Source organism: Streptomyces sp. NRRL F-5123 (genome assembly GCF_000721495.1).
In the GTDB taxonomy this organism is placed as follows: domain Bacteria; phylum Actinomycetota; class Actinomycetes; order Streptomycetales; family Streptomycetaceae; genus Actinacidiphila.
The window spans coordinates 55,509-70,323 of record NZ_JOHY01000068.1 but is presented as its reverse complement, the minus strand read 5'-3'; the positions used below and the strand labels follow the sequence as shown (position 1 = coordinate 70,323).

Genomic DNA, 14,815 nt, shown 5'->3' with positions numbered 1-14,815 from the left:
CGTGTCCGGGCCCGGTCCTGACACCGTATCCCTGCGACAATCCCGCGCATGAGCGAAGCCCCGGAGCGGAAGTACCTGCTGGACAACCGGCAGGCGGAGGCGGGCGAGCGGTTCGCCGCGCTGGGCGAGCTGTTCGACCCGGTGACCTTCCGGCACGTCGACCGGCTCGGCATCGGCGCCGGGATGCACTGCTGGGAGGTCGGGGCGGGCGGGCCGTCCGTGCCGCTCGGGCTCGCCGAGCGGGTCGGGCCGCGGGGCCGGGTCGTCGCGACCGACATCGACGTGTCCTGGACGTCGCAGGCCGCGGGCGGCCCCGTCGAGGTACTGCGGCACGACGTCGCCGCCGATCCCGCGCCCGGCGGGGGCTTCGACCTCGTGCACGCCCGGCTCGTCCTCGTCCACGTCGCCGACCGCGCGGCGGCGCTGCGCAGCATGGCCGGCGCGCTGCGCCCCGGCGGCCGGCTGCTGCTGGAGGACGCCGACCCGGGCCTGCAGCCGCTGCTGTGCCCCGACGAGTACGGCCCCGAGCAGCGGCTCGCGAACCGGCTGCGCGCCGGCTTCCGCACCCTCATGGCCGAGCGCGGCGCCGACCTCGCCTACGGCCGTACGCTCCCCCGGCTGCTGCGTGAGGCAGGGCTCGTCGACGTCCGGGCCGACGCGTACTTCCCCGTCGCCTCGCCCGCCTGCACCGCGCTGGAGGCCGCGACCGTACGGCAGATCCGCGGCCGCCTCGTCGCCGCGGGCCTCGCCACGGACGAGGAGATCGACCGGCATCTGGCGAACGTCGCGACCGGCACGATGGACCTCGCCACCTCACCGATGATCACGGCGTGGGGGCGCCGCCCGTAAGCTCCGGCGGCAGGTCCAGCGCCGCGAGCCGCGCGGGGCCGCGTACGGTCACCGCCCCGGTGATACGGCCCGCGTCCGACACCGCGAACGCCACCAGGCCCAGCAGCCTGCCCTGCGGGCCCCACACCGCGAAGCCCGGGTCGCCGTCGACCAGCACCGGGCGGTACGCCGCCACCGCACGGACGCCGCGCTGGGCGCGGACGGCCATCTCGTCCGCCGCCACCCGGGCGGCGGTGAGGCCCCGGTCGGAGTACGAGCGCCACTCCACCTCCGGGTCGAGCAGCTCCAGCAGGCCCGCGAAGTCGCCGGCCCTCGCCGCGGTGAGGAAGGCGTCCACCACCGCGCGCCGCCGGCCCCGCCCCTCCGCCGTGTCGTGCGAGCCCCGCACCTTGCGGCGGGCCCGGCTCGCCAGCATCTTCGCCGCGTCCGTCGACCGGCCCAGGATCTGCCCCACCTCGTCGAACGGCACCGCGAACATGTCGTGCAGCACGAAGGCGAGGCGCTCCGCGGGCCCGAGGGTGTCCAGCACCACCAGCAGCGCGACGCCGACCGAATCGGCGAGCACCGCGTCGGCTTCGGGCGCCGCCGCGGGGTCGTCCACGACCTCGATCTCCGGTATGTACTCGCCGTACGGCTCCTCGGGGCGGATCTTGCGGGCGCGCAGCATGTCGACGCACACGCGGCCGACCACGGTGGTCAGCCACGCGGCGAGGTTGTCGATCCCGTGCGGGTCGCCCTGGCGGGCGAGCCGCAGCCATGCCTCCTGGACGGCGTCCTCGGCGTCCGCCCGTGAGCCGAGCATGCGGTGAGCCACCGCCGTGAGCCGGCCTCGCTCCCCCTCGAAGAGCCGCGCCAGCGCCTCGCCCTCCGGGCCCGGTCCCGTCATGACCCTCACCTTCCGCCGGAAGTCCCCCTCACGTCTGCGACGGGCGGGAGGCGGAAAACGTAACAGGGTGAGTTCCTGCTTCCGCAGGGTGCGCGTCTTCGGGGTGCGGAGGCTCCGCCGGGCCCGCCAGGGGCGCCTGGGAGGTACCCCCACGCGCCCCTGGAAACGCTGACCCCGCGCGGCAGGTTCCGCCGTCAGCTCTCCGGTTCGACCAGCAGCCGGGCGTAGGCGGCCATCGAGCGCTGGTAGCGCGGCAGACGGGGCGCGAGCGCGGCGACCGTCAGGGACACCGCCTCGCGGGCGCGGCCCAACTCCGTGAGGGAGAGGGCGAGGACGCACACCAGGGCCTCGTCCAGGTGGTCGCTGGTGCGCTCGCGCTCCTCCGTCAGCAGCGCCACGCTCTCCTCGGCGCGGCCGAGATTGCGCAGCGAGCTGGCCAGCTGGATGACCGCACGGCGCCGCCGCTCGCCGGGCACGCCGCCGGCGAGGGCGGCGCGGTAGAGCGGGACCGCCTTGTCGGGGTGCCCGGTGGAATCCCAGGCCGCGGCCCGCTCGAAGACGGCGGTGGGGTCGCCGTCCGGCAGCTCCCCGGCGAGCGCGTCGACCGCCGCCCGGAAGTCCTCCGCCGCCGCGTAGCTGTCGATGGCGCCCCACAGCGCGACGTCCCGCTCCTCCCATTCCGCGGCGGGCACGGGGGCGGGGGTGCTCGGGTAGTCGTACATCGCTGGTCACGCTCCAGTTCACGGTGTCTGCGTCGCCGTCGCCCGCACCGGACCCGGCACCCGCCATCCTGCGAGGGCGCTTCGGCCGCGGACCACTCATTCGGCCGTCGCCGAATCACTTCGTTGTACGGTAAGGGCGCCGCTGTCGTCCGCGGCCCGCGCCCTTCCGCCGCCGCGCGGGGCCCGCGGGCATCCCGGGCGCCCCGGGGCGGGGCTCCCGGTGCGGTGCGCCGCCCGCTTCGAGGAGGTCCCGCCATCACCACGCTCCGCTTCGGGCCCGACGACCTGCTGCGGTGCCGGTTCGCGTACTCGCCCGCCTTCGAGACGCTCGCCGCCGTACGCGTCGCGACCGGGCCGCAGCCGCCGGGGCACCATGCGCGCTGGCTCGCCGAGACCGCGCCCCGGCTCGCCGGGCTCGACCTGCGGCCGCTCGTCCTCCTCCAGCCGCGACGCGGCTACACCCCCGACTTCCTCGCCCCGCCGCCCGACGCCCCAGTCGACTCCTTCGCCGCCGACCTCGCCCGTATCGCCGCGACCCCGCCCGAGCAGGCCCGCGCCGAGATCGCCCGCTCCCTGGCCGACACCCCGGGCGCCGCCCGCACCGCCACCGGCCGGGCCCTGCTCGCGGCCGAGCCCGCGGGCGTCGTACGGATGCTCGCCGAACTCGTCCGGGCGGCGTGGGAGGCACTCGTCGAGCCGTACTGGGCCAGGACGCGTGCGCTGCTCCAGGCGGACATCTCCTACCAGAGCGGGCGGCTCGCCGCCGGGGGCCTGGACCGGCTCTTCGCCGAGCTGCACCCGTCCGTGCGCTGGCACGACGGTGTCCTCACCCGCGAGCACGGCGGGGCCGACCACCGCGACCTCGCCGGTGAGGGTCTGGTCCTCGTGCCCAGCGCCTTCAAGTGGGACCAGGTCGTGATCGTCCTGGACCCGCCCTGGCAGCCCACGCTCATCTACCCCGCCCGCGGCGTCGGCACCCTCTGGCAGCCGCCGGGCACCTCCGCGGACGCCACCGCCGCCCTCGCCCGCCTCATCGGCCGCACCCGCGCGCGCCTCCTCACCGCCCTGACCGAACCCGCCTCCACCGCGTGGCTCGCCCACCACCACGGGCTCGCTCCCGCGACGGTCTCCGAACACCTCGCCGTCCTCCGCACGACCGGCCTCGTGACCTCCACCCGCCACCGTCACGAGGTCCTCTACCGCCGCACGGAGCTGGGCGACGCCCTCGCCCACCCCCCGCGCGGCGGGTGACCGGCCTTCAGCCCCGCGCGGAGCGCGGCCCTCACAGGACGGTGATCGTCACCTCGCGCAGGCGCTCCGGATCGGCGATCACGTCGATCGCCGTGACCAGGCCCGTGCCCCCGGCGGGCTCTTCCGCGAAGGTGAAGGCGAGCACCAGGCGCAGCCGCCCCGCGGGGGCCATGACGAGGCCGGGGCGGCCGTTGACGAGGGCGACCTCCGTGAAGGCGACGCGCGCGGCGGCCGCGGAGGCGCCGTGGGCCACCCGGTCGCGCCCGCGGACGCGGACGGGCTCGGGGGTGGGACCGGCGGCACGGTCGGCGTGGAGGACGACGTCGGGGTCGAGGACGGCGACGAGGCCTTGCAGGTCACCGCCGCGGGAGGCGGCGAGGAAGGCCTCGACGAGCCGCTGCTGCCCGCCCACCGCGGCCTGCGGCGCGGCCGCGTCCGCACCGGCGCCGCGGACCCGGCGCCGGGCGCGGCTCGCGAGCTGCCGGGCGGCGGCCGGCGTACGCTCCGTCAGCTCGCCGATCTCGTCGAAGGGCACGGCGAACATGTCGTGCAGCACGAAGGCGACCCGCTCCGGCGGCGCGAGCGTGTCGAGCACGACCATCATGGCCAGGCCCACGGAGTCGGCGAGGACCGCCTCCTCCTCCGGGTCGCGCGCCTCGTCGCCGCCCGCCGGCTCGCGCAGCAGCGCGCCGTCGAGCGGGTCCTCACGGTGCGCGGCGCGCGACCTGAGCATGTTGAGGCAGACCCGGCCGACGACCGTGGTCAGCCACGCGGGCAGGCTGTCGATGCCCTCCGCGCCCGCGCGGCTCAGCCGCAGCCACGCCTCCTGCACGGCGTCGTCCGCCTCCGCGGCGGAGCCGAGCATGCGGTAGGCGACACCTCGCAGCCGGGGCCGCTCCGCCTCGAACTGCTCGCCCAGGGCCGTGCTTTGGTCCATCGGTCACATTCCCCATCTGCCGCGGGTCATCACGGTAACCTGCCGCACGGCGGCCCACCGAAGAGGAGTGACGTCCAACGATGTCGAACACCGAGAACACCCCCGCAGCCCCGATCCTGCTGACCGGCGGCACCGGCAACCTCGGCGGTCACGTGCTGCCGCTGCTGCGCGAGGCGGGGCGCACCGTGCGGGTCCTGAGCCGGTCGGCGCACGCGTCGGACGACGACGGGGTCGTCTACGTGACCGGCGACCTGACGCAGGACGGCGATCCGGGTACGGCCCAGGCCCTGGAGGGCGTCGAGACCGTAGTGCACCTCGCGGGTGCCCCCAAGGGCGACGAGGTCACCACCGGCAACCTGCTGCGGGCAGCGGTCGCGGCGGGCAGCGTGAAGCACTTCCTGTACATGTCGGTCATCGGCGCGGGCGAGGTGCCGTTCGCGTACTTCCGCAGCAAGATCGCGGCGGAGCAGGCCGTCCTCGACTCGGGGCTGCCGTACACGATCCTGCGGGCCGCGCAATTCCACGACTTCGCGACGAACATGTTCAGGACGCTGGCGAAGTCGCCGGTGATCCCGCTGCCGGGCATCATGCGCGCGCAGACCGTCGACGTACGGGACTGCGCCGAGCGCGTCGCCGCCCTCGCCCTGGGCGAGCCCGCGGGCCGCGCCCCCGACCTCGCGGGACCGGCCGTACACCCGCTGAACGACCTGCTGCGGGACTACCTCAAGGCGACGGGCAAGCGCCGACTGATCCTCCCGGCGCCGATGCCCGGCAAGGCGGGCCGCGCCTACCGCGAGGGCGTCAACCTCACCCTGGAGGGCGCCGACCTCGGCACCCGGACGTGGGAGGACTTCCTGGCCGAACTGGTGCGCTGAGCCGCGCGCCGCGTTCCCCGGGGGAAGAGCCGGCCGCACTGCCCGCAGCCGCCAGGGCGCGGCCCCACTCCCCCATTCCCGGCCGGCCGGGGGCGCGCAACGCACTTCCGCGCGCCCCCGATTCGCGCCACGCGTGCACCCAAACCACCCGGTCGGGTGACATTGACTCATGCCGCTGGCATATGCCGAACGCATGGTCCTACCTTCGGATCATGGTCACTTCGCACCACGAGGCGTCCCACCGGATATTCCAGGAACGCCCCGAACTCCTGACCCCCGTCTTCGACCTGCTCGGTGTGCGGTTACCCCAGCAGGCCGTGACGGAGGTCCTCACCCCCGACGTCACCGAGATACGCCCGCTGGAGCGGCGCGTCGACACGGTCCTGCGCGTGTCCGGGCCGGGCGGCGAGAGCCCGCTGCTGCTCGCGATCGAGGCCCAGCAGCGCCGGGACCTCGACAAGCCGGTGAGCTGGGCCTACTACGTGGCGTACCTCCAGGCGAAGTACCGCTGTCCGGCGCTGTTCCTGGTGGTCTGTCAGGACAAGTCCACCGCCGACTGGGCCGCCGGCCCCTTCCGGCTGGGGCTCGACGACTGGTGCTCGCTGTCCGTCCACCCGCTGGTCCTGGGGCCCGGCAATGTGCCGGTGGTCCTGGACGTGAGCGAGGCCTCGGCGAATCTGCCCATGGCCGCCTTCTCGGCCCTGACCCACGGCAGGGATCCCGACGCCCCGGCCATACTGAGAACACTCGCCACCGCGCTGGCGGGGCTGGACACCGAGGGCGCCTCCTACTACGCGGAGATGCTGGAAATCGGCCTGGGCGAGACCCCGGCACGAGAGGTCTGGAGGAAACTGATGACAGTGCGGAGCTACTTCCCCGGCCGGGGCAGCCTCGTCGAGCAGGTCCTGCTCAGGGGCGAGGCCCAGGGTCTGGCGGAAGGCCTGAAGAAGGGCCGTGCGGAAGGCCTGGAAGAAGGCCTGGAACGCGGGCTCAAGCGGGGCGTGGAGGAGGGCTTCGAGAGGGGCCGCGTCGAGGCGTTGCAGCACGAGCGGGCGCGCATGGTCATCACCGTGCTCCAGCACCGCGGCTTCGAGGTCTCCGTCGACATGATGGAGCGGGTGCTCGGCTGCGACGACCCGGACCTCCTGGACCGCTGGTTCAAGCGGGCCCTCGACGTCGAGGTCGCCGACGACATCTTCGCCGAAGGCGACTGACCCCCAGCCCCCTCCCGCCCCACCCCCATACGGCCGGGCGGCGCGTTCCCACTCCCCCGTCGGGCGCGCCGTCCGGCTCCTCCATGTCTTCAGCGTGGTGTCCGAAAGCCGCCGGAAAGGGCGCGGCGGCAGCGGCAGGGTGGAGGTCATGAGCACTTACGGCACACACACCGACCTGCACGGGCGGATCGAGCCCGGCATTCTCTACTTCGGCACGCCCGTCGTGCTGCTCTCGACGCGGAACGAGGACGGGACCGCGAATCTCGCGCCGATGTCGTCGGCGTTCTGGCTGGGGTGGCGGGGGATGCTGGGGCTCGGGGCGCGGTCGCAGACGGCGGTGAACCTGCTGCGGGAGCGGGAGTGCGTGCTGAACCTGCCGGACGACTCGCTCGCGGACGCGGTGGACCGGCTGGCGCTGACGACCGGGCGGGATCCGGTGCCGGAGGGCAAGGCACGGCGCGGGTACCGCTTCGAGGGGGACAAGTTCGGGCTCGCGGGGCTGACGGAGGTGCCGTCGGAGACGGTCGGGGCGCCGCGTGCGGCGGAGTGCCCGGTCGCGATGGAGGCCGTCGTGGAGGGCGTGCACCCGCTGGCCGAGGACGACCCGGAGCAGCGCGGCGGCATCCTCGTCTTCGAGGTGCGGATCCAGCGGGTGCTGGTGCACGACGCTATCCGCGTCCCCGGCACGGACGACCACATCGACCCGGACCGCTGGCGCCCGCTGATCATGAGCTTCCAGCAGCTGTACGGGCTGGGGCCGCGGCTCCGCGAGTCCGCGCTGGCGCGCATCCCGGAGCGGATGTACCGCGGCCCCGACATCGAGCGCTCCCGCCTCGCGGGCCCGGCCGGGACGGGCGCCCTCACGGCGTGAAGGCTCCGCCCAGGCAGGCCATGCCGTACACGTAGGAGCTGTCGACGTCGCCGCCGAGGTTGAAGGCGTCGGCCAGCTCCATGCTGATGAAGCCGTGGGCCCACGCGGTGACCGTGCGGGCGGCCTCCAGGGCGTGCTCGGGGCCCGCCAGGACCTCGGTGACCTGGAGGACGGGGGCGGCGGCCCGGGCGAGCAGGGCGACGTCGGGGCGGGCGGGCCGCGGGGTGTCGGCGAAGACCAGCCGGTAGGCGGCCGGGCGGGCGTGGGCGAACGCCCGGAAGGCACGCAGCAGTTCGGCGAGGGTGTCGCGGGGGTCGGCGGCGGGCGGTACGGCCTGGAGGGCGCGCTCCAGGTCGGCGAGCGTGGCCTCGGTGACGAGCCGGACGAGGGCGTCGCGGTTGCGGACGCGCTTGTAGAGCGAGGGCGCGCGGACGCCGACCCGCTCGGCGACGGCCTGCATGGTGAGCCGGTCGAGCCCCTGGGCCTCCAGGATGTCGCGGGCCGCTGCGACGATGGCGTCGAGCGAGGTGCGGTCGGGTGTCGGCATGCGTGGTGCTCCTTCCGGCCGGGCCGCGCCGGTACGGCCCGGCCCGTCGTGTCGTCTCCCGTGTCGTCTCCATCATAGCTATGGACAGTAGCCATGATGGCTATGTATCGTAGCTATCAAGAACGGCTCACAAGGAGACGCACATGAAGCTCGGTCAGCACCTGCACCGCATCGGCAACGACATCGTGGCGGTCTATCTGGTCGTCACCGACGAGGGCGTCACGGTCGTCGACGCCGGGCTGGCCGGCCACTGGCGGGAGCTGACCGCCGAACTGGCCGCCCTGGGCCGCACCCCCGACGACATCCGCGGCCTGGTCCTCACCCACGGCGACACCGACCACATCGGCTTCGCCGAGCGCCTCCGCCGCGACCACGGCGTGCCGGTGTACGTGCACGCCGCCGACGCCGCCCGTGCCCGCGGCGAGGTCAAGACCAAGCCGGAACGGGGGCACGCCAAGGTCGGCGCCACGGCGGGCTTCCTCTGGTACGGGGCCCGCAAGGGCGGCCTGCGCACGACGTACCTGACCGAGGTCACGGAGGTGGCCGACGGCGACGTGCTCGACCTGCCCGGCTCGCCCCGGGTCGTGGGCATGCCGGGCCACTCGCCGGGCAGCATCGCCCTCCACGTGCCGGTCGCCGACGCGGTCTTCGTGGGTGACGGGCTGACGACCCGGCATGTCCTGACCGGGCAGCACGGCCCGCAGCCGGCCCCCTTCACGGACGAGCCGGAGCAGGCCCTCGCGTCCCTCGACCGGATCGCCGAGCTGGGCGCGACCTGGGTGCTGCCGGGCCACGGCACCCCCTGGAACGGCGGCACGGAGGAGGCGGTACGCCAGGTCCGGGCGGCGGCGCACTGAGGCGGGTGCCCCGCCGCGGGGCGCAGTCGGGCCACAGGCGCTCGCGCTGAGCGCCGGGCGCCCGCCGACCGAAGCGGCGCGCCCGCAGCCAACCGCCGCTCGCAGCGGACACCCCCCGCGCACCTCCTTCCGCGGCCCTGCGGGCCGACCGGACGCACCCCTCCCCCCGCCCTGCGGAAACGGCCCCCGGCCGGAAACGGGCCCCGCGCGTACCGGCTCACCCGCAGGCCCGCGCAGCGGGGGGCGGCCTTGACACGTGGCGGGTGGCCGCAGAGTCTGAGCAGGGCGTGCCCCGGGGCGCATGAGCCGGCGCAGTATCAATTCCGGTGCGCGCAAGGGGGGTTCGGGCGGCGCCAGGGGAGAAGGCCGCGCGGAGCCGCACCGCGCGCGGGCGGGCCGCCGCGGAGCCGCACAGCCGAGGAGGAGCCGCCATGCGCGGGCCAGACGCGTATCCGACCGTCTCAGGTGTCGCGGCGGCGGCGCGGCTGCTGAGCGCGCGGCATCCCGACCTGGTCCGGATGCGGCTGGCCGGGGAGTCGCGGACGGGCCGACCGCTGTGGCTGCTGTCGGTCGGGCACGGGCGGCGGCATGCGCTCGTCGTGGCCGGGGCGCACGCGGACGAGCAGGCGGGCGGCGGCACGGCGCTGTGGCTCGCCGAGCAGGCCGTCGCCGACCGGGAGCGGCTCGCCGACGCCGATCTGACGTGGGATCTCCTGCTGTGCCTCGACCCGGACGGCACCGTGCTCAACCAGACCGGACCGGCCGGCCGACGCCCGCCCGCCGTGCACTTCCGGCACACCTACCGCCCCGCCGCCCGCGACCAGCCGGAGTGGGCGGGCGCCTTCCGCGCCCCCGGCGACGAGCCGCCCGAGACGTACGCGCTGCTCGCCCTCGTCGACGAGCTGCGGCCCTTCGTGCAGTGCACGCTGCACGGTACGGACGTGGGCGGCGGCCGGGTCCTGCTGACCGGCGAGGTGCCGGGCCTGGCCGAGCCGTTCGGGAAGTACGCGGCCGAGCTGGACGTGCCCGTGCAGACCGGCACGTACGACGCGCTGTTCTGGGACTGCGCAGGACCCGGCGTGTACCTGCTGCCGCCCGGCACCGGCCACGAGCGGCTCGACGGTTCCACCTGGTCGCGCCCGCACGACCACGGCGGCCTCACCGCGGTCGTCGAGGTGCCGATGTGGGCGACCCGGCGGATCGCCGACCCGGCACCGCACCCCGAGCCCGCGACCGCCCTGCACGCCCTCGCCGCCCGGCTGCGCAAGGACGGCGCCGCGCTCACCGGCAGCCTGGACCGCGCGCTGCCGCTGCTCGGCGACCCCGGCGACCCGGACGGCTGCGCCGCGCTGCTGCTCCGCGGGGTCGAGCAGGCCGTGGGAGCCTTCGCGGCACTCGCCGCGGACTACGACGCGCTCGCCGCCGGCTCCCCCGTCCCGCTCACCGTGGCGCACCTCGCCGCCCTCGACATCGCCGCCCGCCGGATACCGCTGCGGGCCGCCGGAATGCTGCTGCGGCTGCTGGACGCGCAGCCGCTCACCGACCCCGACCCGGCCGCCGAACCCGGCCGGCTGCGCGCCCGCCTCGAACGCCGCCTCGACTCGGGCGCCCGCGAGCTGGTCATGGGCTCGGACGCGCGCTGGGTCCCGGTCTACGAGCAGGTCGAGCTGCAGGCCCGCACCGTACTCGCCACGGTGGACCGGCTGCTGTGACACCCGCGCCGGACGAACCGGAAGTTGTCGGCGGACAAGAGCCGCGAACCGGTGCTGCCGGGCGCCTTGACAGCCCCTCAGGTCCGCCGGAATCTGACAGGACGCGGGAGTCACCCGGGGTGAGTGCTCGACTCCCGTGCGCTAGTGCCTGTGCGAACGAGAAAAGGGGGAGCCACCATGGCGAAACGCCTCGTCATACGACGGCTGAACAAGAAGGAAACCACCGGCGCCAGCAACTCCAACGGAACGTGAGCCATCCCACGGTCGACGCGTATCCGGGCGTCGCGGGGGTCGTTGCGGCGGCCTCCGCGTTCGTCCGCTTCCGGCCCGGGCTGTGCGCGCTGCGCGTCGCGGGCCGCTCCCGCGAGGGTCGGCCCCTCTACGTCCTCAGCGTCGGGCACGACCGGCCGCGGGTCCGCAACATCCTCGTCGTCGCCGGGGCCCACGCCGACGAGCGGATCGGCGGCGCGACCGCGATGCGGATCGCCGAGCGCGTCGCCCGCGAGCCGCAGCTGCACGCCGGCGCCGGCGCGGCCTGGCACTTCGTCCTCTGCCTCGACCCGGACGGCGCCCTGCGCACCGAGGACGGCCCCGCCGTCCGCCGCACCCCCGCCGCCCACTTCCGGCACGCGTACCGGCCGCCGGCCGACGAGCAGCCCGAGTGGGCGCCGTCCATCCGCGCCGCCGACGACCCGCTCCCGGAGTCCGAGGCGCTCCTCGCCCTCATCGACGAGCTGCGGCCCGTGCTGCAGTGCTCGCTGCACGGCAACGACATCGGCGGGGCCTGGGCGCAGGTCACCCGCGAGCTGCCCGGACTGTCCGAGGCGCTCGGCAAGATCTGCGCGGAGCGCGACGTGCCCGTGCAGACCGGCACATACGACGCGCTGTACTGGCGGGTGTCCGGACCCGGCGTCTACGCGATGCCCGCGCCGGGCGAGCGCAGCCAGTTCGACAGCCTGCCCGAGGACGTCGCCGGCTCGACATGGATACGGCCGCACGCGTACGGCGGTATGACCGCCCTGTTCGAGGTGCCCATGTGGGCGAGCGCGGGGATCGCGGACTCCGCCCCGCACCCCGAGCCCGGACGGGCGCTCGCCGCGGCCGCCGCACGGCTGCGCGCGCAGACCCGCACGACGGCCGCGCTCCTCGACCGCGCCCGCGCCACCGCGGGCGACCCGCAGCTCCTGCGCATCGCGGAGGGCCTCATCACCATGGCCCCGCGGGTCGCCGACGAATGGGAGGCCCTGGAGGCCGCGCCCCCCGTCCCCCTGACCCGCGCGCACGTGGCCGCGCTCGACATCGCCGCCCGGCGCATGCCCCTGCGGGCCGCGGGCACCCTCCGCCGCCTCACCCCTGCGCGGGGTGCGCCGGCGCAGGAGGCGGACCGCCTCCTCACCACCTGGTCCGCCGACCTCACCACGGTTCACGCCACCCGGTGGCTTCCCGTCCCGTCCCAGGTCGACACCCAGTCCGAATCCGTCCTCGCAACGGCCCGCCTGCTCCTGGGCTGAGCCCAGCGCTTGCGCGTTTTCGCCGGGGGGTGCCTCTTGCGGTGGCAGTCCGCCTTCCGCCCGGTGGGGGTTTTCCCGCGCCTGCCGGCGCGGGGTGTTTCCCACCCCCACCACCCGTGCAGGTGGGACGCCGGCTGACGGCCCCCTGTGGGGGTGCACCATCGCCGGGGGCGACCCGCAGTCCATGGGACATCACCCCCACCGGTGGGCAGCCGCCCACGCAACCCCGGGAGGGGGCCGATCACCCCACCCACCCCCGCCCCCACCGGTGGGCAGCCGCCCACGAGACGCCGGGAGGGGGACGATCCGGGGGTGCCCCCGCAGGAATGCGCCTCCCAGCCCGTCACCGCCACCGAAGCAGAAGCGCGATGCCCCGCCGGGCAACACCAGGGGCGCGAGGCTGCATCTGAGGTGCGGCCGGCGCCGCGCGGGCGCGAACAACCCCCACCAAGGGAAGGTCGCGCGGGACACCGCAACACGCGCCCCCGGGCGCAACCCTCAGAGCGAAGCCGCAACCAGCTCCGCGAGCTGGACCGCGTTCAGCGCAGCGCCCTTGCGGAGGTTGTCCCCCGACACGAAGAGCGCAAGACCGTTCTCGACGGTCTCGTCGACCCGGATGCGCCCGACGTACGAGACGTCGCCCCCCGCGGCCTGCAGCGGCGTGGGGATCTCCGAGATCTCCACGCCGGGCGCACCCGCCAGCACCTCGTACGCGCGCTCCACACCGAGAGGCCGCTCGAAGCGGGCGTTGAGCTGGAGGGAGTGGCCGGAGAAGACCGGCACCCGCACGCACGTACCGGAGACCTTGAGCTCCGGGATCTCCAGGATCTTGCGGGACTCGTTCCGCAGCTTCTGCTCCTCGTCGGTCTCGAAGCTGCCGTCGTCGACGAGGTTCCCGGCGAGGGGGAGGACGTTGAAGGCGATGGGCCGGGCGTAGACGGCCGGCTCCGGGAAGGCGACGGCCGAGCCGTCGAAGGTGAGCTTGTCCGCGGACTCGACGACCGCCCGGGCCTGCCCGTGCAGCTCGGCGACGCCGGAGAGCCCGGAGCCGGAGACGGCCTGGTAGGTCGTGGCGACCAGCGAGGTGAGCCCGGCCTCGACGTGCAGCGCCTTGAGCACGGGCATGGCGGCCATCGTGGTGCAGTTGGGGTTGGCGATGATGCCCTTGGGGCGGTCGGCGAGGGCGTGCGGGTTGACCTCGGAGACGACGAGGGGGACCTCGGGGTCACGGCGCCAGGCGGAGGAGTTGTCGATGACGACGACTCCCTGCGCGGCGACCTTCTCGGCGATGGCGCGGCTGGTGGCGCCGCCCGCGGAGAAGATGGCGATGTCCAGGCCGGAGAAGTCGGCGGTGCCGGCGTCCTCGACGGTGATCTCGGTGCCGTTCCAGGGCAGCGTGCGGCCCGCGGACCGCGCGGACGCGAACAGCCGCAGCTCGTCCACCGGGAACTTCCGCTCGGCCAGCACCTGGCGCACGACTCCGCCGACCTGTCCGGTCGCTCCGACGATTCCGATCCTCATGGCCGCGTACTCTCCGCTCTCGTGGGCTCTCATGGTCTGTGGGGGGTGCCCGCCGTTCGAGTATCGCCGCAGGCGACGGCAGGCGGCGAATGGTTTCAGGTGCCGAGACGTACGGCGGGGCGTACACCCGGCGGCAGCGCGTCCACCGCGCCCACCGCGGCCACCGCGGCCACCGCGGCCAGCGACTCCGGGCGCGCGGGCAGCAGCGGCAGCCGTACGTCCGCCGTGGGGATGCGGCCCTCCGCGTGCAGGGCCGCCTTGATGACGGTGGGGTTCGGCTCGCGGAAGAGCGCGGCGGCGCGGGCGGCGAGCCGGTGGCCGAGGGCGCGGTCGCCGGTGGCGGCCAGGCGTACCCAGGCGGCGGTGTCCAGATGGGCCGAGGCGGCGACGACGCCGGTCGCGCCGAGGGCGAGCAGCGCGGGCGCGAAGACGTCGTCCCCGGCGAGGACGTCGAAGCCGGCGGGGCGGTCGCCGAGCAGGTCGACGGTGTCGGCGTCGATGCCGCCGACCGCGTACTTCACACCGGTGACGCCGGGGATCGCGGCGAGGGTGCGCAGTGCGCGGGCGGAGAGCGGCTGCGCGGTGCGGTAGGGCACGTGGTAGACGATCAGCGGCAGGCGGGCGCGGGCGGCGAGCGCGGTGAAGTGCGCGACCACGCCTGCCTCGCCGGGCCGGACGAACGCCGGTACGGTCGCGAGCAGCGCGTCCGGCTCGACCGGCCACGGGCCGAGGTCCCGCCCGCCGCCGACGCCGACGGCGAAGTACGCGCCCGCCTCGCGGCAGACCCGCCCGACCAGCTCGGCGACGGCGGCACGCTCGTCCGGCTCCAGGCTCTCCGGCTCCCCCGTGGTGCCGAGCGCGAAGAGCCCGGCGGCCCCCTCCGCGAGCAGCCCGCGGGCCAGGGCCTCCAGCGCGTCGTAGGCGACGGCGCCGGAGGCGGTGTAGGGGGTCACGAGCGGTACGTAGACGGGCGGGGGTGCGGTCATGTCCCGAGTCTCACCCGGGGCAACATCGTAGGTCCAGTGAAATATTCTGGTATGAACTCTTAAGCAAATCTGAGGT

General features: G+C 75.2%; 14 protein-coding genes. 8 read left to right on the top strand and 6 right to left on the bottom strand.

What is annotated here, in order from left to right; translation table 11 throughout:
• The first annotated feature begins 48 nt into the window (after nucleotides 1–48).
• The gene (locus IH54_RS0134215; protein ID WP_031524565.1) at nucleotides 49–849 is read left to right on the top strand and encodes a methyltransferase domain-containing protein; all 801 of its coding nucleotides are present in this window, start codon (nucleotides 49–51) and stop codon (nucleotides 847–849) included.
• Here IH54_RS0134215 and IH54_RS0134210 read toward each other — a convergent pair.
• Both IH54_RS0134210 and IH54_RS0134205 read right to left on the bottom strand, forming a co-directional pair.
• Nucleotides 824–1,735 (bottom strand): sigma-70 family RNA polymerase sigma factor, encoded by a 912-nt coding sequence (locus IH54_RS0134210; RefSeq protein ID WP_031524563.1) that lies wholly within the window; start codon nucleotides 1,733–1,735, stop codon nucleotides 824–826. The genes IH54_RS0134215 and IH54_RS0134210 overlap by 26 nt on opposite strands.
• A 194-nt stretch (nucleotides 1,736–1,929) precedes the next feature.
• Nucleotides 1,930–2,457, bottom strand: a complete 528-nt coding sequence (locus IH54_RS0134205) for a tetratricopeptide repeat protein (protein WP_052398177.1) — start codon at nucleotides 2,455–2,457, stop codon at nucleotides 1,930–1,932.
• A gap of 225 nt (nucleotides 2,458–2,682) precedes the next feature.
• On the opposite strand from IH54_RS0134205, the gene IH54_RS0134200 reads away from it, so the two are divergent.
• Nucleotides 2,683–3,708, top strand: a complete 1,026-nt coding sequence (locus IH54_RS0134200; protein ID WP_052398176.1) for an ArsR/SmtB family transcription factor — start codon at nucleotides 2,683–2,685, stop codon at nucleotides 3,706–3,708.
• A gap of 31 nt (nucleotides 3,709–3,739) precedes the next feature.
• Here the strand turns inward: IH54_RS0134200 and IH54_RS0134195 are convergent, their stop codons facing one another.
• Nucleotides 3,740–4,645 (bottom strand): sigma-70 family RNA polymerase sigma factor, encoded by a 906-nt coding sequence (locus IH54_RS0134195; RefSeq protein WP_031524556.1) that lies wholly within the window; start codon nucleotides 4,643–4,645, stop codon nucleotides 3,740–3,742.
• Between the two features lie 80 nt (nucleotides 4,646–4,725).
• Between IH54_RS0134195 and IH54_RS0134190 the strand changes: the two genes are divergently transcribed.
• The 3 genes from IH54_RS0134190 to IH54_RS0134180 all read left to right on the top strand — a co-directional run bounded on the left by IH54_RS0134190 (nucleotide 4,726) and on the right by IH54_RS0134180 (nucleotide 7,605).
• Nucleotides 4,726–5,520: an SDR family oxidoreductase gene (locus tag IH54_RS0134190; protein WP_031524554.1), complete on the top strand. Its 795-nt coding sequence runs from the start codon at nucleotides 4,726–4,728 to the stop codon at nucleotides 5,518–5,520.
• Between the two features lie 212 nt (nucleotides 5,521–5,732).
• A complete protein-coding gene (locus IH54_RS0134185) occupies nucleotides 5,733–6,734 on the top strand; it encodes a hypothetical protein (RefSeq protein WP_031524552.1) in 1,002 nt (333 codons plus the stop codon).
• Nucleotides 6,735–6,882: 148 nt separating this feature from the next.
• Complete coding sequence (locus tag IH54_RS0134180; RefSeq protein ID WP_052398186.1) at nucleotides 6,883–7,605, top strand: flavin reductase family protein; 723 nt, start codon at nucleotides 6,883–6,885, stop codon at nucleotides 7,603–7,605.
• On the opposite strand, the gene IH54_RS0134175 is transcribed toward IH54_RS0134180, so the two are convergent.
• Nucleotides 7,595–8,152, bottom strand: coding sequence for a TetR/AcrR family transcriptional regulator (locus IH54_RS0134175; protein ID WP_031524547.1), 558 nt, complete (start codon nucleotides 8,150–8,152; stop codon nucleotides 7,595–7,597). The two genes, IH54_RS0134180 and IH54_RS0134175, sit on opposite strands and share 11 nt — an antisense overlap.
• A 143-nt stretch (nucleotides 8,153–8,295) precedes the next feature.
• Between IH54_RS0134175 and IH54_RS0134170 the strand changes: the two genes are divergently transcribed.
• From IH54_RS0134170 to IH54_RS44945, 3 genes are all read left to right on the top strand, one after another.
• Nucleotides 8,296–9,009 carry an MBL fold metallo-hydrolase gene (locus IH54_RS0134170; protein ID WP_031524544.1) on the top strand — a complete coding sequence of 238 codons (714 nt, stop codon included), beginning with the start codon at nucleotides 8,296–8,298 and terminating at the stop codon, nucleotides 9,007–9,009.
• 431 nt (nucleotides 9,010–9,440) lie between these two features.
• A complete protein-coding gene (locus tag IH54_RS0134165) occupies nucleotides 9,441–10,721 on the top strand; it encodes a M14 family zinc carboxypeptidase (protein ID WP_031524542.1) in 1,281 nt (426 codons plus the stop codon).
• A 248-nt stretch (nucleotides 10,722–10,969) separates the two neighbouring features.
• Nucleotides 10,970–12,232: a M14 family zinc carboxypeptidase gene (locus IH54_RS44945; RefSeq protein WP_031524540.1), complete on the top strand. Its 1,263-nt coding sequence runs from the start codon at nucleotides 10,970–10,972 to the stop codon at nucleotides 12,230–12,232.
• Nucleotides 12,233–12,730: 498 nt separating this feature from the next.
• Here the strand turns inward: IH54_RS44945 and IH54_RS0134155 are convergent, their stop codons facing one another.
• Nucleotides 12,731–13,753, bottom strand: coding sequence for an aspartate-semialdehyde dehydrogenase (locus IH54_RS0134155; protein ID WP_031524538.1), 1,023 nt, complete (start codon nucleotides 13,751–13,753; stop codon nucleotides 12,731–12,733).
• A 95-nt stretch (nucleotides 13,754–13,848) separates the two neighbouring features.
• Nucleotides 13,849–14,739: a dihydrodipicolinate synthase family protein gene (locus IH54_RS0134150; protein ID WP_052398175.1), complete on the bottom strand. Its 891-nt coding sequence runs from the start codon at nucleotides 14,737–14,739 to the stop codon at nucleotides 13,849–13,851.
• Nucleotides 14,740–14,815: the final 76 nt, after the last annotated feature.